This window comes from Stakelama marina (genome assembly GCF_018122655.1).
GTDB classification, from domain to species: domain Bacteria; phylum Pseudomonadota; class Alphaproteobacteria; order Sphingomonadales; family Sphingomonadaceae; genus Sphingomonas; species Sphingomonas marina.
Genome location: NZ_JAGRQC010000001.1, coordinates 935,548 through 951,310, shown reverse-complemented (window position 1 = coordinate 951,310; position 15,763 = coordinate 935,548). Strand labels below are relative to the sequence as shown.

General features: G+C 62.7%; 21 protein-coding genes and 1 tRNA gene. 18 read left to right on the top strand and 4 right to left on the bottom strand.

Annotated features, from left to right (window positions below):
• Nucleotides 1–6: 6 nt before the first annotated feature.
• Both J7S20_RS04465 and J7S20_RS04460 read left to right on the top strand, forming a co-directional pair.
• Nucleotides 7–2,316, top strand: coding sequence for a putative bifunctional diguanylate cyclase/phosphodiesterase (locus J7S20_RS04465; protein ID WP_284053017.1), 2,310 nt, complete (start codon nt 7–9; stop codon nt 2,314–2,316).
• A 37-nt stretch (nt 2,317–2,353) separates the two neighbouring features.
• The gene (locus J7S20_RS04460) at nt 2,354–2,665 is read left to right on the top strand and encodes a PilZ domain-containing protein (protein WP_284053016.1); all 312 of its coding nucleotides are present in this window, start codon (nt 2,354–2,356) and stop codon (nt 2,663–2,665) included.
• A gap of 73 nt (nt 2,666–2,738) precedes the next feature.
• Here the strand turns inward: J7S20_RS04460 and J7S20_RS04455 are convergent, their stop codons facing one another.
• Genes J7S20_RS04455 through J7S20_RS04445 form a run of 3 tightly spaced genes read right to left on the bottom strand, consistent with a single transcriptional unit; the run spans nt 2,739 to nt 5,107 of the window.
• Nucleotides 2,739–3,491 carry a triose-phosphate isomerase family protein gene (locus J7S20_RS04455; protein WP_284053397.1) on the bottom strand — a complete coding sequence of 251 codons (753 nt, stop codon included), beginning with the start codon at nt 3,489–3,491 and terminating at the stop codon, nt 2,739–2,741.
• Nucleotides 3,492–3,514: 23 nt separating this feature from the next.
• Nucleotides 3,515–4,300: a DeoR/GlpR family DNA-binding transcription regulator gene (locus tag J7S20_RS04450; protein WP_284053015.1), complete on the bottom strand. Its 786-nt coding sequence runs from the start codon at nt 4,298–4,300 to the stop codon at nt 3,515–3,517.
• A gap of 18 nt (nt 4,301–4,318) precedes the next feature.
• Nucleotides 4,319–5,107 carry an MFS transporter gene (locus tag J7S20_RS04445; RefSeq protein WP_284053014.1) on the bottom strand — a complete coding sequence of 263 codons (789 nt, stop codon included), beginning with the start codon at nt 5,105–5,107 and terminating at the stop codon, nt 4,319–4,321.
• 50 nt (nt 5,108–5,157) lie between these two features.
• On the opposite strand from J7S20_RS04445, the gene J7S20_RS04440 reads away from it, so the two are divergent.
• From J7S20_RS04440 to J7S20_RS04365, 16 genes are all read left to right on the top strand, one after another.
• Nucleotides 5,158–6,441, top strand: coding sequence for a tyrosine-type recombinase/integrase (locus J7S20_RS04440; protein WP_284053013.1), 1,284 nt, complete (start codon nt 5,158–5,160; stop codon nt 6,439–6,441).
• Complete coding sequence (locus tag J7S20_RS04435) at nt 6,434–7,102, top strand: hypothetical protein (protein WP_284053012.1); 669 nt, start codon at nt 6,434–6,436, stop codon at nt 7,100–7,102. The genes J7S20_RS04440 and J7S20_RS04435 overlap by 8 nt, the downstream gene beginning before the upstream one ends.
• Before the next feature lie 59 nt (nt 7,103–7,161).
• Complete coding sequence (locus J7S20_RS04430) at nt 7,162–7,347, top strand: helix-turn-helix transcriptional regulator (protein ID WP_284053011.1); 186 nt, start codon at nt 7,162–7,164, stop codon at nt 7,345–7,347.
• Nucleotides 7,347–7,700: a hypothetical protein gene (locus tag J7S20_RS04425; RefSeq protein WP_284053010.1), complete on the top strand. Its 354-nt coding sequence runs from the start codon at nt 7,347–7,349 to the stop codon at nt 7,698–7,700. Before J7S20_RS04430 ends, J7S20_RS04425 begins: the two co-directional genes overlap by 1 nt.
• On the top strand, nt 7,697–7,936 hold the full coding sequence (locus J7S20_RS04420; protein WP_284053009.1) for a hypothetical protein: 240 nt from the start codon (nt 7,697–7,699) through the stop codon (nt 7,934–7,936). The genes J7S20_RS04425 and J7S20_RS04420 overlap by 4 nt, the downstream gene beginning before the upstream one ends.
• The gene (locus tag J7S20_RS04415; protein ID WP_284053008.1) at nt 7,933–8,169 is read left to right on the top strand and encodes a hypothetical protein; all 237 of its coding nucleotides are present in this window, start codon (nt 7,933–7,935) and stop codon (nt 8,167–8,169) included. Before J7S20_RS04420 ends, J7S20_RS04415 begins: the two co-directional genes overlap by 4 nt.
• Nucleotide 8,170: 1 nt before the next feature.
• On the top strand, nt 8,171–8,995 hold the full coding sequence (locus J7S20_RS04410; protein ID WP_284053007.1) for a hypothetical protein: 825 nt from the start codon (nt 8,171–8,173) through the stop codon (nt 8,993–8,995).
• 417 nt (nt 8,996–9,412) lie between these two features.
• Nucleotides 9,413–9,874: a P27 family phage terminase small subunit gene (locus J7S20_RS04405; protein WP_284053006.1), complete on the top strand. Its 462-nt coding sequence runs from the start codon at nt 9,413–9,415 to the stop codon at nt 9,872–9,874.
• Nucleotides 9,864–10,103, top strand: coding sequence for a hypothetical protein (locus J7S20_RS04400; protein ID WP_284053005.1), 240 nt, complete (start codon nt 9,864–9,866; stop codon nt 10,101–10,103). The genes J7S20_RS04405 and J7S20_RS04400 overlap by 11 nt, the downstream gene beginning before the upstream one ends.
• Nucleotides 10,100–10,306: a hypothetical protein gene (locus tag J7S20_RS04395; RefSeq protein ID WP_284053004.1), complete on the top strand. Its 207-nt coding sequence runs from the start codon at nt 10,100–10,102 to the stop codon at nt 10,304–10,306. Before J7S20_RS04400 ends, J7S20_RS04395 begins: the two co-directional genes overlap by 4 nt.
• A 35-nt stretch (nt 10,307–10,341) precedes the next feature.
• On the top strand, nt 10,342–10,725 hold the full coding sequence (locus tag J7S20_RS04390; RefSeq protein ID WP_284053003.1) for a hypothetical protein: 384 nt from the start codon (nt 10,342–10,344) through the stop codon (nt 10,723–10,725).
• Between the two features lie 68 nt (nt 10,726–10,793).
• Complete coding sequence (locus J7S20_RS04385) at nt 10,794–12,020, top strand: phage major capsid protein (RefSeq protein ID WP_284053002.1); 1,227 nt, start codon at nt 10,794–10,796, stop codon at nt 12,018–12,020.
• Nucleotides 12,021–12,330: 310 nt separating this feature from the next.
• Nucleotides 12,331–14,475, top strand: a complete 2,145-nt coding sequence (locus J7S20_RS04380) for a phage tail length tape measure family protein (RefSeq protein WP_284053001.1) — start codon at nt 12,331–12,333, stop codon at nt 14,473–14,475.
• Nucleotides 14,476–14,477: 2 nt separating this feature from the next.
• Nucleotides 14,478–14,753, top strand: coding sequence for a hypothetical protein (locus J7S20_RS04375; RefSeq protein ID WP_284053000.1), 276 nt, complete (start codon nt 14,478–14,480; stop codon nt 14,751–14,753).
• A 39-nt stretch (nt 14,754–14,792) separates the two neighbouring features.
• Nucleotides 14,793–15,062: a hypothetical protein gene (locus J7S20_RS04370; protein ID WP_284052999.1), complete on the top strand. Its 270-nt coding sequence runs from the start codon at nt 14,793–14,795 to the stop codon at nt 15,060–15,062.
• On the top strand, nt 15,055–15,555 hold the full coding sequence (locus tag J7S20_RS04365) for a hypothetical protein (RefSeq protein WP_284052998.1): 501 nt from the start codon (nt 15,055–15,057) through the stop codon (nt 15,553–15,555). The genes J7S20_RS04370 and J7S20_RS04365 overlap by 8 nt, the downstream gene beginning before the upstream one ends.
• Nucleotides 15,556–15,610: 55 nt before the next feature.
• On the opposite strand, the gene J7S20_RS04360 is transcribed toward J7S20_RS04365, so the two are convergent.
• Nucleotides 15,611–15,686 (bottom strand) — tRNA-Lys (locus J7S20_RS04360).
• Nucleotides 15,687–15,763: the final 77 nt, after the last annotated feature.

The window sequence follows — 15,763 nt, the reverse complement described above, 5'->3', positions numbered from 1 at the left end:
AGTGGAGTGGGCTGGCCCATCAAATACGGGCGGAACATGGTCTGGCGCCACCTCCCGCTATTGGTAGCGATGGTCGCCGGGCTTGCCGTCTATCTGTCCGGCGCGGGTACAGGCGTCGAACGGGCGCTCCACAGCGCGCGCGATACAATCCGCGTACATTCCGCCAGCGGCAAGCTGGTGCTTGTCGAAATCGATGCGAAGTCGCTACGGGCAATCGACGATTGGCCCTGGCCGCGAAATATCCATGCCAAGGCATTGCGCGCACTTGAAAAAGCCGGCGCATCGACGGTCGCGTTCGACGTCGACGTCTCGTCGCACAGCAGCCCGCAGCAGGACGCCCGATTTGCTGCCGCTATCGAAGCGGCCCGGGTGCCTGTTATCCTCCCGACATTCCGCCAATACGCTTCGCAGCGTGCGATACATGAGGTCGAGAGCTTACCGCTTCCTGCCTTTCGCAGGCATGCGCAACTCGCTGCGGTCAATATCTTTCCCGATTCGGACGGGCTCGTTCGATCCTATCCCTCGGCGGTGATTACGGCCGGCGTTCCGCGACCTTCGATCGGTGCGATGCTTGCCGGGGCGACCGGGAAAGCGGGGCAGGCATTTCCGATCGACACGGCGATCGATCCCGCCAGCATCCCGCATATCAGCTATGTCGATCTGCTCGATGGCCATGTCCCGGCGGGTAGCCTTGCCGGCAAGACCGCGCTGATCGGCGCTTCCGCGATCGAATTGGGAGATCGATACCCTGTTCCCGGCTGGGGCGTGATATCCGGTCCGGCCATCCAGTTGCTCGCCGCAGAGACGCTGATGGCGGGCAGCAGCCCTGTCGGCCACGGCCCGTGGCTTCCGCTGGGGATTACGCTCGCGCTTCTGTTGCTGGCGTCGCGCTATCGCGGGCGAAAACGCGCGGCGATTCTGGTCGCGGCCACGATCGGTATTTTGGGGCTGCCGCTCGCGATGGAGATGTTGCACTGGGGAACGGTCGGAGTCGCGCCTGCGCTGGTCAGCATCATCGTCGGCAGTGCGTGGATGGGTGCAACCGACGCGCTGGCGTCGTTCAATCACATTCGCGGCACCGACGAAATTTCGGGACTGCCGAACCGCCGCACGCTCGAGCGTGATCTCGAAAGCGAAAGCGCCGGTTCGGTTGTCGCCTTGCGTATCGGCGAATATGCCGATCTGGCGTCGCTGCTCGGCCCGGCGCGCGGCGCGGAACTGGTCCAGCGCGTTGCCGACCGTCTTCATGCCTGCGGCATAGAGGCCGCTTACCGCGTCGAAGAGAATGCGCTCGCTTTCGCCCCGCCCGAACTCGCCAATACCGATGTGGAGGCGTTTTTCGCGCATATCGCCAGTATATTGCGACCCCCGGCAGAGGTGGCAGCGCGGCAGGTGCAGATCGGTTGCTCGTTCGGACGAGCGCTGGTGGGAGAGGACGGTGTCGGCGCCGCGATAGACCGCGCGCTGCTCGCCGCGGATCAGGCGCGGGAACATGGCGCGGTCTGGGAAGACCATAGCCGCGAGATGGAAGGTAGCCTCGACTGGAAATTGTCGCTGGTCGGAGAGCTCGACGCGGCAATGGCTGCCGAGGATTTGTGGGTCGCCTATCAACCGAAACTGAATCTGCGCACGAAACGCATCGTGGCGGCCGAGGCACTCGTGCGCTGGACTCACCCTCAGCGCGGCGACATTTACCCGGACTCGTTCATCCCCCAGCTTGAGAAGAACGGCCGAATCCTCGACCTGACGCTCTATGTGCTCGACCGCGCGATGAAACAGGCGCAGCACTGGCGCGAACAGGGCGCCGCGATCAACGTTGCCGTCAATGTTTCGGCGCCTCTTCTGACCAAGCGGGGTTTCGTCGATGCGGTACGCGAGCGGCTCGACGACGGACGGCTTTCACCCGAATTGCTGACGATCGAAATCACCGAGTCCGCGAGCATGGAAGATCCGGAACGCGCGCTAGAGGGCATGCGCCGCTTCGCAGATATGGGGATCAGGCTTTCGATCGACGATTACGGGACTGGGCAATCGACGCTCAGCTATCTGAAGCATCTGCCCGCGCGCGAAATCAAGATCGACAAGAGCTTTGTCCTGACGATCGAGGATAGCGCCAGCGATCAGGCGATGGTGCGATCGAGTATCGATCTGGCGCACGAACTGGGTTTCGATGTCGTGGCGGAAGGCGTCGAAAATGCCGCGATACTCGAAATGCTACGCAAAATGGGTTGCGATTATGCGCAGGGATGGCACATCGGGCGCCCGGTCCCTGCACGGGACTTCGTCAAGTTGATAGCACAGGACGCCGCCGCCTGAAGTCGGGCCGGTCGACGCTTGTCGAATTGGAGCATCCATGTCCAATGCCGCCGAAAATCGCGAGGGCAAGACCCTGACCGTCACGCGCGCGGCGAAACGACACAAGGTGTTCGTGCCGTCGAAGATGTTGCTGCATTCGGGCGAAGAGCGCGTCCATATCCTTGACATATCGCAGGCCGGCGCGCGCACCTTTGGTTCGTTTACGGCCAAGGTCGGCGATCTGGTCGAACTGACCGTCGGTGACGAGCAGGTCACCGCGCGCGTGCGCTGGGTAAAGGACCGCACCTTCGGCCTAGAATTCGATCCCGAGATGGACCAGGCGGCGATCGACCAGTTGCTGAAGCGCTAAACGTTGCTTTCGCTATATTGCCAGCCTGTCAAAACTGCGATGCCTGCCCCAGACCGCAGATCTTGTCGTCGTTCTAGGCGCGCCTGGCGGATTGGTCGGCAAAGGTAATCATCGGCGCGAAGGTCGATGCCTGCATGCTCGCCCTGCCGACGAGCACGCCGTCGACGTTCGGCAGCGAAAGGATCTGCGCGATATTGTCGGCGTTTACCGATCCGCCATAGAGGAGGCGGGCCGAGGGACCGAGATGCTCGCGCAATCTGGCGTGGACGGTGGCGATCTGATCACTGTCGGCTGCGCTGTCCGCCCCGATCGCCGATTCGGGTTCATAGGCGACCCACATCTGTCCGTTCGTTTCGGCGACAGGTGCGATTTCGTCTCGTAACCGGCGGAATGCTTCGTAGGGGGCTTGTCCGTTCAGATCGGCGCCGACGCACAGGATCGGGGTCATGCCGGCTTTCGTTGCAGCACGTAGCTTGTGGGCGACGGTCGCCGATGTGTCGCCGCGCGCTCGTGTTTCACTGTGCCCGACAAGGGTGAATACGGCACCGGCATCGCTTGCCATCGGTGCCGAGATGCAGCCGGTATGCGCGCCGCCCGGCTCGACATGCACATCCTGGCTGGCGATCTGAACAGCGGTCATCCGGCGCGATCCGGCATCGAGCAGCGTGAAAGGCAGCGCGATCACGACATCGACATTGCTCGCGCTCCGGGCGGCCCGGTCGATTTCGTCGAGCTCGCGCAGTGCCGCCCGGGTCCCGTTCATCTTCCAGTTCCCGACGACGGCCGGCCGGAAAGCGCCAGGTTCCGCTTGCTGCTCCCGCAACATCGACGATCCGCGGGCAGCGTGGGTCATGCCGAGGGGGCGATAATCAGTTCGACGCCCGCGTCCTCGATCATCTTCGCGGATGCTGCGTCGATTCCGTCGTCGGTTACGAGAATATCGACTTCGCCGAGACCGCAAACGACGGCGCCGGACGACATCGCGAATTTCGAGCTGTCGACAAGCAGGATGACCTTTTCGGCCCGGTCGATCAGCCGGCGTTCTGCGGCGACGAGGATCACGTCCGCCTGCATCACGCCCTGCCGGCCGACCGCGGCGGCACCCATGAACAGTTTGGGTGCGTAGAAACGCGGCATGCTCTCTTCACCGGCAGGCGCGAGGATGATGTTCTGTTCGCGGAAGATCGTTCCCGACGGGACGAGGACGCGCGTGTTATCCTGGGGCAGAAGCGCATCGGCGATGTGGAGCGAATTGGTGAGGACCTGAAGCCCGAGCGGGGCCAGGTGCGGGCACATCTGCAACGTCGTGGTGCCACCGTCGATCATGATGCCTTCGCCCGGCTCGCACAACGCCGCCGCCGCCTTGCCGATGGCGCGCTTGGCAGCCAGATTCTGCGTGATCGATTTGGTGAACGGGGTACCGGAAAGGCCGCGGCGGGAGTCGTCTTCGCCTTTGCCTGGCAGTTCTGCACCGCCATGGACGCGGTGCAGCCTGCCCTTTCCTTCGAGCCGCGACAGGTCGCGCCGGATCGTGGCCGGGGAAGCGTCGAGATGTGCCTCGAGATCGCGATAGCTGATGAAGCCGTTGTGCGAGAGCAGCTCCAGTATCAGCCGTTCGCGTTCCGCCGCGTGCATGGATGTCGTCTCCCGTTCCTAACCGCGCTCTGCTTCGAGCTGTTCGAGCGATTTGCCTTCGTTTCGCGGCGCCCAGGCGAAGCCGATAATTCCGCTGATGACAAGGAAACCGGTAAGGATCCAGGCAAGGGTGGTAAAGCCCGTCGCCGTCAGAAGCGGCACGAAAAAGCTGAATATGCCGAGGCTTATCCGTACCATCGCAAATGCAAGGCCCTGCGCTGTGCTGCGGAGCAGGGTGGGAAACATCTCTGCGCTCCAGAGCTGAAAGAAGCTCTGCGCACCGAAACCGCCGCCGAACTGGAGGAGGAAGACATAGAGCAGCGCGATCGGGATGCTGAGCTGGAACAGGCCGAGCAGCGACATGCCGACGACCTGAACGATCGCGGATATCGCGAACAGCGTGCGCTGGTTGACGCGGTCGGCCAGCCGCATGAACACGAAGTAGATCGACGCCATGCCGACAGCGAAACTGGTCGCCTGTATCGCGACGCTTTCCGCCTGCGACGCCGCGCCCATCGTGCGCAGGATATAGGGGAAGAAGAATCCGTTGGTGCCGGCCCACAGGTTCCAGAAGCCGTACATGCCGACCAGGCCGAGCAGCGAGGTCAGATATTTCGGCTTGAACAATTCGGACAGCGGCGGCCGCGCGACCTTTGCCTCCTGCGCCTCGGTCCAGCGCTTCGACTCCTTCATCCTGCGACGCAGCAGCGTCAGCGCGAGTGCGATCACCATCAGATGCGCGAACACGATCCGCGCGCCGAGGAGGCCGAGATCGGTAAGTGCGAGGCTGAGCAGCAGTGGCCCCAAGTGTTACCTAAGGCAACATTTTCGGGACCAGCTGAACGGACGGGCAGGCGATGGCGGTAGGTAACAGACAGGCGGCGGTGGCGCTCACCGATGCGAAGCTGAAGGGCATGAAACCCCCGGCGTCGGGGCAGATCGAATGGTCCGATGCAAAGGTGCCTGGGCTTCGCGTCCGCATCGGGGCGAGCGGCGCGCAAACCTTCATTCTGCGGAAGCGTGTCGGCGGTAAGGTGCGCAACATCACGGTTGGACGCTATGGCCCCCGCTTCGGGATTGCCGATGCTCGCAAGAAGGCGCGTTCGCTGCTGAGCGACATTGAAGCGGGGGGAGATCCGACTGCCACGCTTGCAACGCCACGGCGGGCAGGGAAGGGGGCGCAGACTATCCGCAATATGCTTCCCGACTATCTGGTAGCGAAATCGGGCCTGCGTTCGGTTGGCGAGGTTAAGCGGATCATGGAACGCTACGTCCTGCCCGAAATTGGCGACCGGATGGCCGATGCCGTGACCCGCGCCGATGTAACGCGGCTGATCGACGATATCGCCGCAACCGCGCCCGTTATGGCTCGCGCGACCCATGCGCAGCTATCCGCCTTCTACACGTGGGCTATGCCGCGCTTGGACCGCCTGCCAGCCAATCCGTGCCGGGACGCGGGACGGCCGCCGAAACCGGAAGCGCGCGACCGGGTGCTATCGGAGAGCGAATTGCGAGCGCTATGGCAGGTGGCAGAGGAAGAGGCTTTGCCCTGGGGGGCGGGGCTGAAGCTGCTGATCCTGACCGGGCAGCGGCGTGAGGAAGTGTTTGCAGCCGACCGCGACGAGTTCGACTTGAAAGCCGGCGTGTGGACTATCCCAGCCGACCGGGCAAAAAACGGCGTCGCGCATCGGGTGCCGCTTGCTGGCGAGGCTGTCGCCGTGCTCGAAAGCATACCGGCGATAGCGATGACCGCAGAGGACGGCAGCGAGGCGACCAGTCCCAAGCTGTTCCCGGCGCGCAGTCGCCCCATGAACGCCCCTAGCGGGTTCAGCAAGGCACAGGCGCGGTTCCGGGTATCGCTGGCCAAGAAACTGAACAAGGAGCCTGAGGCGGTGCCAGATTGGACCCTGCACGATATTCGCCGCACGGTCGCGACCGGGTTGCAGCGACTGGGCATACGGGTTGAAGTAACCGAGGCGGTGCTGAACCACGTTTCAGGATCGCGGGCCGGTATCGTCGGCGTCTATCAGCGCCATAGCTTCGACGCGGAAAAGCGGCACGCGCTCGAAGCATGGGCGGCTGACTTGGCGCGGATCGTTTGCGGCGACGATCGCGGGAATGTGGTGGTGCTACATGGCTGACGGATGGAAAACAGTGGGAGCCGGCATGACTGCCCGGCGCCGTTGGAACGATAATGAAATGCTACCGACTGAGGCGGGATTGAGAGCATGGGCCGAGCATTGGAAGGAGATGAACACTCCCCCAGACGGTCCTTGGAAAATTCACCGTCCAGCCTTCGAAGCACTGAAGCGCCGTCGTGACGAGTTGCTAGCTGACGCACCCGATATTGCCACTGACCTGAACGCCTGGAACAAGTGGAGAAAAGCAAACTTGCGCGAGCGGGTGGACGAAGCGTGGTATCTGCAGGAGATCGTTCGACGCGCCGAATTAGTCGACGTTCACATAGGAAACGGGAGTGCGGGCTGGGCAGCGCATGAGGCGATGCACTTAGGCAGCTTGCACGCCGAGGCACAGTTAAAGTTTGCTCACGAGGCGGCGTGGAGCACCGGTCAAAAGCAACGACAAATTTTGACCGATACTCGCAATGCAGCCAACGCAAAACGGAAAGCCGAACGCAGTTCAGAACACGCGCGCTGGCAAGCGGTTGCAGATGAAATCTGGCAGCGCCGCCCAACGCTGTCGGCGCCGTCCGTGGCGGAGGCGGTGGTTAAGCAATTGAATCTGAGCGATAAAGTTCACACAGTGCGCCAGAGAATACGAAAACCTGACACGGCTGGCTAAGCCTCGTCGGAAAGGTCCGTATAGATAGTTCGTCGTCCAACAAAACGAAGGGCGACGACATGACGTTATTGAGACTTCCAGAAGTGATGGCGCGAACCGCGCTGTCTCGCTCCGCCATATACGATCTGATGGGTGAGGGGCGCTTTCCGCGACCCGCCAAGATCGGCGGCCGCATAAACGCTTGGTCTGAAAACGAAATCGCCGACTGGATCTCCGATCGCTTGGCTGAGCGGGAGGCGGCGTGATGGAAATGAAAAACCCCCACGCCAGCGGCGCAGGGGTTTCGGTTGTTCACTTGGCGGCGAACACCGAATCTCTTAGCGCAAGCCTTTCCCCGGCGCAACTTGGGGGACTCGGGCTCTACCCGGTGCAACTCCCTGACATTCGCGCACTCGACTGCGCGATCGAAGCGTTAATCGAGCTGCGCAATGCGCTCGACGGCGATCCCGACCTTGAGGAAACCGACGCGGAGGACGCTCACGACCTCTCACCGATGGCACGGCGCTACGCAGACAGAGGCGCCGGCTGCCCGATCAGCGATCCCGACTGTGCTGTGGACGACCGGCCCTGCGATCCTTTGCAGGAGGATGGCGTATGATCGGCCTCTCGCACATCGCCGAAGCGCTTGGCTGCAAGCTGACCGTTCAGCATTCGCAGCGATGGACAATCGCGACCTTTGCCGGCGAGCGCGTCGAGCTTGTTGCCGACCGCGCATTGCCGGCTGATGTCGGCAACATTGCTTTCCCCGATATCCCAGGCGCACTGATTGCTGATGCCGCCAGCGATGGCCACCGGCTTGAATTGCTCCTGGTCGACGATGGAGGGCAGAAATGAACCGCCCTACCCTCTGCCTGCGTTTCGGCCGCGAGCTGCGCCATACGATCACGATCCAGCGCGAAGCGTTCGGTAGCGAGATTGACGTGCGCGTGTCGCCCTCGCCCGAAGGCGTCGGTCACGATCGCGGTTTTCGATGCGTGTGTGCCGCTCGCGCCTATGCCCGCGGCTTCGGCAGCGCGACCGGCTGGCCAGTCGTCGACCTGACCCTCGACGGGGACAAGGCGGCGTAAGGTGGGCCAGACGAAACGAGGCAATAAAGGCGACGCTTCGCATGTTCGCATCTACGACGCGATGCAGAACAGCGAGGCGTGGCAGCACCTTGGCGGTTTTGCCGTCAAGGCGCTGCTGCACATCGCCAGCTTCGAAAAGAAGAGCTCGCCGAACGGTTCGCTGTTTATGTCATGGAGCGCGCTCGCGACCGGCATTGGCGTTTCCCGTCGCACTGCCGGCGCCGCGCTCGCCGAGCTGATCGACAAGGGCTTCCTGGCTGAAATGGAAAAGGGCCACTTCCATGTGAAGGGTGGTCCCGCGACTTCGTATCGCCTCACATGGCGGCCAGTCCCCGGCGCAATGGGACCGACCGACGACTGGCGGAAATGGAAGCCGGTGGAAACAAATCGCGGGTGCAAAAATGATACCCGCGCGGGTGCAAAATCTGCACCGACCTTGGAAACAAACGCCGCGACGGGTGCAGAAAGTGAACCCGCGATCGTGGAAACGCCGCATGTTTCCGTTCGGCCTACTGGTGCAGAAACTACACCACATACAATGCCATTGGGGGTAGCGAAGCACGGCGCCGAATCCGCTCAACGGAAACAAGCCAATTCTGCGAGCGGCGTTTCCGCGGACGGTTCGGACCCCGACAGCATCGCGCTGCGTCGCAGCCTCGCCAGCCTGCTCGAACGATCACCGGTCGGCACTCAGTCACGCATAGCCGAACGGGCGAACATTCCCGGCGGCACACTCAGCAAGTTCATCGCCGGTCGGCCGCTCGCTCGTCATCACTTCGTGGCGCTGTCGATCGAGCTCGCACGGCAACAGCAGGAGGCTGCGTAGTGTTGTCAGCTTCCCTGGTGGTCGGCCATCACCTGAAGTCGCCAGCGCACATCCCCCTGCGAGAGGCCGTGCTGATGATGGTTTTGAGGTGGAAACGGATCACCACTGTTGGCAGCTATCTCGCGGTTACAACCGAGGCAGCGATAGATGCCAGAGGTGTGCACTGTTTCGCCGGGTCCGTTGACGAACGACCACCAATCGCCGCTCGCCGATGTTGGGACACTACGTTGGTCGTCTCGATACCAAGCCATCTGCATCTCCCCAATTTGGCGGGAAGACTGCAGCGATCTCAACGGCTTTGCAAGCACACCACCCCCGGTCCCGAAAGTTCAGGAGGCGGTCGCGCCCTGACCGGCGCCCATCCTCCGTGCGCACCGAAAGCAGAAACTCAGGGGGGACCTTCCCGAAAGGAGCATCATGAAACTGATTGAAGGCGGTTCCGGCATTCCGCCAGAGCCCGACTGGTCCGCAGTCTTCCCGGGTCGCGCGAAATCGATCGCGGCCGATCGCGCCAACGCAACACGCTATTGGCACGATGCCATCGCCGACCTGCGCGCCACCGAAAAGCTATCGGTCGTGAACGGGCACGCGCTGCAGCGGCTCGTCATCGCATACATTCTCTACGACCGGGCGGCGGTTGAGGTCATCCGCGAAGGGCCGATCGTCCCGGCCCCGCGAACGAAAACCCCGATGCACTCCCCCTGGGCGACTGCAATGCGCGATGCGAGCCGGATGGCGAACGCGATCGAAGCTGAGCTCACCCTATCGCCCAGGCGACGCGCGAGCGGAGGAAAGGTCAATCGGCGGTCACGCAAGCCGGGCGCCTCCGACCAATATCTGAAGAGCGTTCCAACGGAGAATAACGACGATGAAAAATGACGACTTCGAGCGCATCGCCCCGGTTATCGACATGGCGCAGCGTCTCCATGGATCGCTGCATGACAAGCTGATCGAGAAAGGCGTCGCGCCGATCGACGCTCTGATTGCCTCGCTCTATGCTACGCATCAACTCGCCGCCAAGCTGCACGGCAATCCGGTCGCGGCGGTCGAATGGATGCGCGACGCGCTCGACACGATCGAGCGGCAGGCGCTGGGAACGAAACATTGACCGCTGGCGAACGCCTGGCCGCCCTGTCTCCGGCAGCGCGAGCATCGGCAACGGCTGCGCTGGACGAAATCAGCCGACCGCTCGACGTGGGCGAGATCGATGTTGCGCTCGCACGTGCCGGCATTCCTCGATCGAAGCGGCGCCCTGTCGTGCGAGCGCTCATGGAGGCGTTCGACATCATCGCCCTGGAGCCGAACGCGTGAGGCACTGGCCGCGCGGATTGAGTGCCGTGTATGCGATGGCACGCCCGCGGCGACCAATCGCCGAGCGCGACCTGGTGCGGCGAGCGGCCGGCGATATAGGATCGGCCAAGGCGCGCGCCCAGCGCTTGGCGAGCCGCGTTGCTCGAGAAACGCTGGCAGCCGTCGACCGCGATCCCGGCGAGCGCATCTTCGACCTGCTGCGGACCTATGACGACGACCCAGTGCGCGCGCTGGCGACCAGCGCCGACATCGACACGGCGGCGCTTGTGCGAGCGGCGCGACTGGCGAGGCTGGAGGCGCGCGGCTTCCGGCGCCTGCTGCCTGCGGAGGCCATGACCGAGGACGAGGCCGTCTGCGCAGAGGTCGGGCAGCGGCTCGCTGAGCGGTATCGGCGACACCTTTCCGGCAACCGAAAATAGTTGGCGTAAACCCGGTTTTTCACCAGCCCGGCCAGCGCAAGGTCGATCTCGAAAAGGAGATACGACCGATGAATATGCCCCTTATTTCTCTGCCCCGCGGCCTGGTGGCGGTAAACGCCGCCGGTGGTCGCCCGGGCGCCACGGCGACGATGGACACGGTTCTCGAGGCGCTCGAGGACTTCAAGGCGAAATACAACGGCCGGCTGGACAGCCTCGAGTCCTTTCTGGACGCGCAGGCAAAGCAGACCGCGGCAGACAAGCTCGGCGGCGGTGGCGGCATCGGAACGCTGCGCGCGGCCGACCCCGACTATTCGGCGACCTTCGCCAACTACTTCCGCAGCGGTGTCAGCGAGGAAGCCGTCCGCACCGCGCAGGCGACCGGCGAGCGCGCGCAGATCATGGCTTCGATGCAGTCGGGCAGCGAAAGCGACGGCGGCTATCTCGCTCCGGTCGAGTGGGACCGTCAGATCGGCCAGGCGCAGCGCATCCGCTCGCCACTGCGCCGTCTCTGCGATGTCCGTGTCACGACGACCGGCGCATATTCGACGCTCTGGAAGCTGACCGGCCCCGGTTCCGGCTGGGTCGGTGAGACGGCTTCGCGGCCGGCGACTTCGACGCCGACCTTCGCATCGATCACCTTCGGGCACGGCGAAATCTACGCCAACCCGGCGATCACGCAGCGCCTGCTCGATGACGGCGCGATCAACGTGCAGGAATGGCTCGCGACCGAGGTCAGCGAGGAGTTCGACAAGCAGGAGGGCATCGCGTTCATCTCCGGCGACGGGTCGAACAAGCCCTACGGCCTGCTCGGCTATGCCGTGGGCGGCGCGCATGAGGGTCAGCACCCCGGCGGGGCCATCCAGGTCGATGCCAGCGGAGACGCCGCCACGGTGACGGTCGATGGCCTGGTCGACTTCACCTATCAGCTGCCTGCTCCGTATCGGCAGAATGCGGCATGGCTGATGAATAGCCAGACTGCCGCGACGATCGCCAAGATGAAGGACGCCGACGGCAATTTCATCTGGCGCGAAAGCCTCGCTGCGGGTCAACCGGCAACGCTGCTCGGCCGCCGGGTCGAGATCGACGAGAACATGCCAAACATCGCGGCGGATGCGCTGCCGATCCTGTTTGGCGACTTTCAGGCCGGCTATGTCATCAACGATCGGCAGGGCGTCCGCGTGCTGCGCGACCCCTTCACGAACAAGCCCTTCGTGCACTTCTATACAACCAAGCGCGTCGGCGGCGGGCTCAAGGATCCGAATGCGATCCGCGCGCTCAAGATCGCCGCGGCGTAACCGAACAGGCGTGAGGGCGCCTAGGGGCGACGGTTTTTCCTTGGCCGTCGCCCCGCACTCCCTGGGGCGGCATTCGAATGTTGATCGACAGCGAAAACGGGAAACCCGCGCACCAGCTGTTTTTTTGCGCGTGCAAGTTAAATTGCGAGGTCGATAAATGTCACAACTCGCTAACCTGACGACCTATTTCTCGGGCGAGAGCGCGTCGTTTCTCAGCGCTATCAAGGAATCGCGCGGCGGGCTGCGCTCGCTGATCGCTACGCTTGACCCGGCGGCGGCGGCAACTGCTCGCTTCAACAAGCAGCAGGACATGCTCGACAACGCGCTGAAGCGCGGCAAGCTGTCGATCGACCAGCACACCGTCCTGATGGGCCGGTTGAAAGCACGTTACGAAGAAGGCTCGAAGTCGATGGCGACGGTCGCAACCGCGGCCGGTTCGACGCGGGCAGGTATGCAGCAGCTGAGCTATCAGCTGAACGACGTTGCGACTATGTTCGCGATGGGCGCGCGGCCGACACAGATTTTCGCCAGCCAGATCGGGCAGGTTACGCAGTCCGTTCAGTTGATGGGTGGCGGCGCGAGCAAGTTCGCAGCTTTCCTGGGTGGCCCGTGGGGAATGGCGCTGACGACTGCAACTTTCGTCCTTGCCCCATTCGTGACCAAGCTGTTCGAGACGCACGATGCGCTCGACCTCGCCGAGACTGGATCGAATGCGCTCGCTGACGCGCAAAGCGCCCTCGGTAACGTGTTCGATACCGTTAGCGGCAAGCTGAAGACGCAGAACGAACTTCTGCTGCTCAACGCGCGGCTGACGGCCAGCAACATGCGTGCGCAAGCCCTGGCGGAAAAGGAATCGTCGCGCGATGCTTTCGCGAACGCTGGTTATGCCAGTTCAGGGAGTCGCGCAGCTGGTGCCGCGGCGACTGGTCTTGGCCTGACCGGAAAGCCGCTTGCCGACTGGTTGTTGAAGACGAACCGACCGGTGCAAAATCTCGGTCGCCTCGCGCAAGAAGCTAACAAAATTAAGAAAAACGATGAGCGGAGGGCGCGCTTTGACGAAATCCTAAAAATATCCGAGAAACTCGATTTCTCAGGGTCCGGCGTCGACAAGAAGGCGTTCAAGCAGGCGATCATGGATGCGGCATCGAGCCGTTATAAGAATCGCATTGCCGACCTGATCGACCAGTCGCTGGATAGCGGGTCGCTTGCGAAGGAGCTTCGCACTCCCGATAAGTCGAAGCCGAAGAAGGACCGCAGCGCGGAGTACCAGAGCCGCTATCTCAATGAGCTGGATAACTTGCAGGCGGATCAACGGCAGCTTCAGGGCCAGCTGACGACCGATCTTCGCACCCGCGCGCAGTTGCAGCACGAACAGATCAGCGCCGACCGCGATTCCTATAACGCGTCAGTAGATCAGCGCGTAAAGGCAAAGGAACTGACGAAGGCGCAGGGCGAACAGCTCAAGCTCGCCTATGAGGCGAACGCGGCCAAGCGCGATACCGCCACGAATTGGGAGCTGGACGACAAGCTCACCAAGGAGGAGAACCGCCAGAAGCTCGCGCTGCTCGATATGCGCGCCGAACAGCTCCAGTATGAATATGCGGCTGCTCAAACCGAAGCAGAACGGAGAGCTGTGGCGTTGAAACTGCTCGACGTATCGATGGAAAAGCTTCGCATATCGCAGCAGGAGGTTCTGGACCTGCACAGCTCCAGCCTGGCTGAACAGCAGACGGCACAGGCGAAGCTTGCGCAGATCGGACAGATCAAGGCAATGGCGACGCAGCAGATCAACCGCCAGAACGCGGGACCGCTTGCTCGCTACCTCGACAGTCTGCCGAAGACCGCGCAGCAGGCGAACGAGGCCTATCAGGCGGCAGCGGCGGACGGGCTGGCGTCGTTCAACGACGGGCTAGCAGCGGCAATCACCGGCACGAAGTCGCTGGGCGACGTGTTCAAGAACGTCACCAACCAGATCATCGCCGATCTGGCGCGGATCATGATCCAGCGATCGATTACCGAGCCGCTGGCGAACGCGCTGTTTGGCGGCGGCGGGGGTGGCGGCCTGTTCGGATCGCTGTTTGGCGGCGGCGGGGGTGGCGGCCTGTTCGGATCGCTGCTCGGTGGCGCAAAAGGACCGCCGCTCGGGTCGTGGTGGCAACCGGACGGCGCGCGCGCCAGCGGTGGTGACGTTCGCGCGATGCGACCGTACATCGTCGGAGAGCAGGGACCGGAGCTGATGGTGCCAGGCGCATCGGGCACGATCATTCCGAACGATCGGTTGAGGGCCGCTAAAGCAGGCGGCGTCGGCACTGGCGATATCAACGTGACCGTGAACGCGCAGGACGCGGTGCTGACGCACACCGTAAAAGGATGGGTGGCCCAAGGCGTGCAGATCGGCATTGCGCAACACGATGAGCGGCTCGGTAAACGCCGCGAGCGTCTATTTAGGGGGTAATCGTGGTTGATAGGGTGAACATCGAGCTAGGTCTGGAGTTCGCAGAAGTCGCGGGCATATATACCGGGGCAATCGCCGGACTGGTGGCCATTTTGCACCGTGAAGGCATGCTGGACGGCCGAGCTTATGCGGCGACGTTTGACGGCTCCGGTCTTTCGACTGAGCTTGGCAAGACCATGGCGAAAAGTCTGCGCACCTCGATCGAGAACGCGATCGATGGCACCCCCTGGAAGCCGCCCTTGTCGGTGATTGAGGGCGGACGCAGCGACGAAGACTAGCGCCTTGCCAACCGTTCGTGGTTCGTTCTCTATGTGGCGATGCACCGAATCAGCCGCGCCGACCTGCACGATCGCCTCTATGTGACCGTGAAAAGCATACCGAAGCACCTGCTGGCGGCGCTCCGCGGCAAGCTACCCGTTGCCAGCGACCAGGCTGCCGCCGCGATCGCAAACCTGCTGTGTGATGAGGTCGACGGGCCGGACCGCATGGTGATCGAGGCGGAGTCTGTCAGCGACGGGACGTGCGAGCGGCGGCCGGGCAGGTTTGGCGTTACCGAGCCCGATCCTATAAGCTATGCCGATGGCTGAAAGGTTCGTTATCGCTGATCTCGATAAGCTAGTGCTTTCTGATCGCGCGCGGGACGCCATGCTCGATCTGGTATTGGCTTGGGCCCACTTGGACGGCGCATTGTCTATGTGGGTCGGCGCCCGTTTTGGCATAGCCGCCCACAAGAACGCCATACTGTTAGGCCGCTCAGACGGTAAATCCAAGCTGCTCAAGCTTCAGAATCTTTATCGCCTCGACGGCGAAATGGAAGTCGTGCGAGAGATCAAAAAGATTCGACGAGCGTATGAACAGCAGGTCGGGCCACGAAACACGGTAGCTCACGCCAGTTGCCGCGGATCCCTAAAATCGGACCCTGAGATGATCGTTTTTGCGACATATGAAGCTACCGCCGTCGGAGAACTCGCCGTCGACACTATCCCCATAGCTAAGATGGTACTCAGCACGAAATGGGCTCATCGCCTTTCCGTACAGGTGCACAGAATATCCGATATGTTGGTGGCTACCGATACCTAGCACGTTACCTTCGACCACGAAGGTGCGATGAGAATGTTTCTAAGTCTTTGAAAAGTGGTGGACGCACTAGGGCTCGAACCTAGGACCCGCTGATTAAGAGTCAGCTGCTCTACCAACTGAGCTATGCGTCCATTCCGGGCGTCAGAGGCACATATTGGTGTGTGCCACCGCGATTGGAGGGGCGCGGTTAGCACCCGAATCGGTGCAT

Coding starts and splice junctions, on each gene's coding strand:
- J7S20_RS04365 (WP_284052998.1), top strand. CDS start 15,055: ATGGCTGAAAGGTTCGTTATCGCTGATCTCGATAAGCTAGTGCTTTCT.
- J7S20_RS04430 (WP_284053011.1), top strand. CDS start 7,162: ATGACGTTATTGAGACTTCCAGAAGTGATGGCGCGAACCGCGCTGTCT.
- J7S20_RS04385 (WP_284053002.1), top strand. CDS start 10,794: ATGAATATGCCCCTTATTTCTCTGCCCCGCGGCCTGGTGGCGGTAAAC.
- J7S20_RS04455 (WP_284053397.1), bottom strand. CDS start 3,491: ATGTTGCGGGAGCAGCAAGCGGAACCTGGCGCTTTCCGGCCGGCCGTC.
- J7S20_RS04390 (WP_284053003.1), top strand. CDS start 10,342: ATGGCACGCCCGCGGCGACCAATCGCCGAGCGCGACCTGGTGCGGCGA.
- J7S20_RS04380 (WP_284053001.1), top strand. CDS start 12,331: ATGCTCGACAACGCGCTGAAGCGCGGCAAGCTGTCGATCGACCAGCAC.
- J7S20_RS04420 (WP_284053009.1), top strand. CDS start 7,697: ATGATCGGCCTCTCGCACATCGCCGAAGCGCTTGGCTGCAAGCTGACC.
- J7S20_RS04400 (WP_284053005.1), top strand. CDS start 9,864: ATGAAAAATGACGACTTCGAGCGCATCGCCCCGGTTATCGACATGGCG.
- J7S20_RS04450 (WP_284053015.1), bottom strand. CDS start 4,300: ATGCACGCGGCGGAACGCGAACGGCTGATACTGGAGCTGCTCTCGCAC.
- J7S20_RS04415 (WP_284053008.1), top strand. CDS start 7,933: ATGAACCGCCCTACCCTCTGCCTGCGTTTCGGCCGCGAGCTGCGCCAT.
- J7S20_RS04435 (WP_284053012.1), top strand. CDS start 6,434: ATGGCTGACGGATGGAAAACAGTGGGAGCCGGCATGACTGCCCGGCGC.
- J7S20_RS04460 (WP_284053016.1), top strand. CDS start 2,354: ATGTCCAATGCCGCCGAAAATCGCGAGGGCAAGACCCTGACCGTCACG.
- J7S20_RS04425 (WP_284053010.1), top strand. CDS start 7,347: ATGGAAATGAAAAACCCCCACGCCAGCGGCGCAGGGGTTTCGGTTGTT.
- J7S20_RS04405 (WP_284053006.1), top strand. CDS start 9,413: ATGAAACTGATTGAAGGCGGTTCCGGCATTCCGCCAGAGCCCGACTGG.
- J7S20_RS04370 (WP_284052999.1), top strand. CDS start 14,793: ATGCACCGAATCAGCCGCGCCGACCTGCACGATCGCCTCTATGTGACC.
- J7S20_RS04440 (WP_284053013.1), top strand. CDS start 5,158: ATGGCGGTAGGTAACAGACAGGCGGCGGTGGCGCTCACCGATGCGAAG.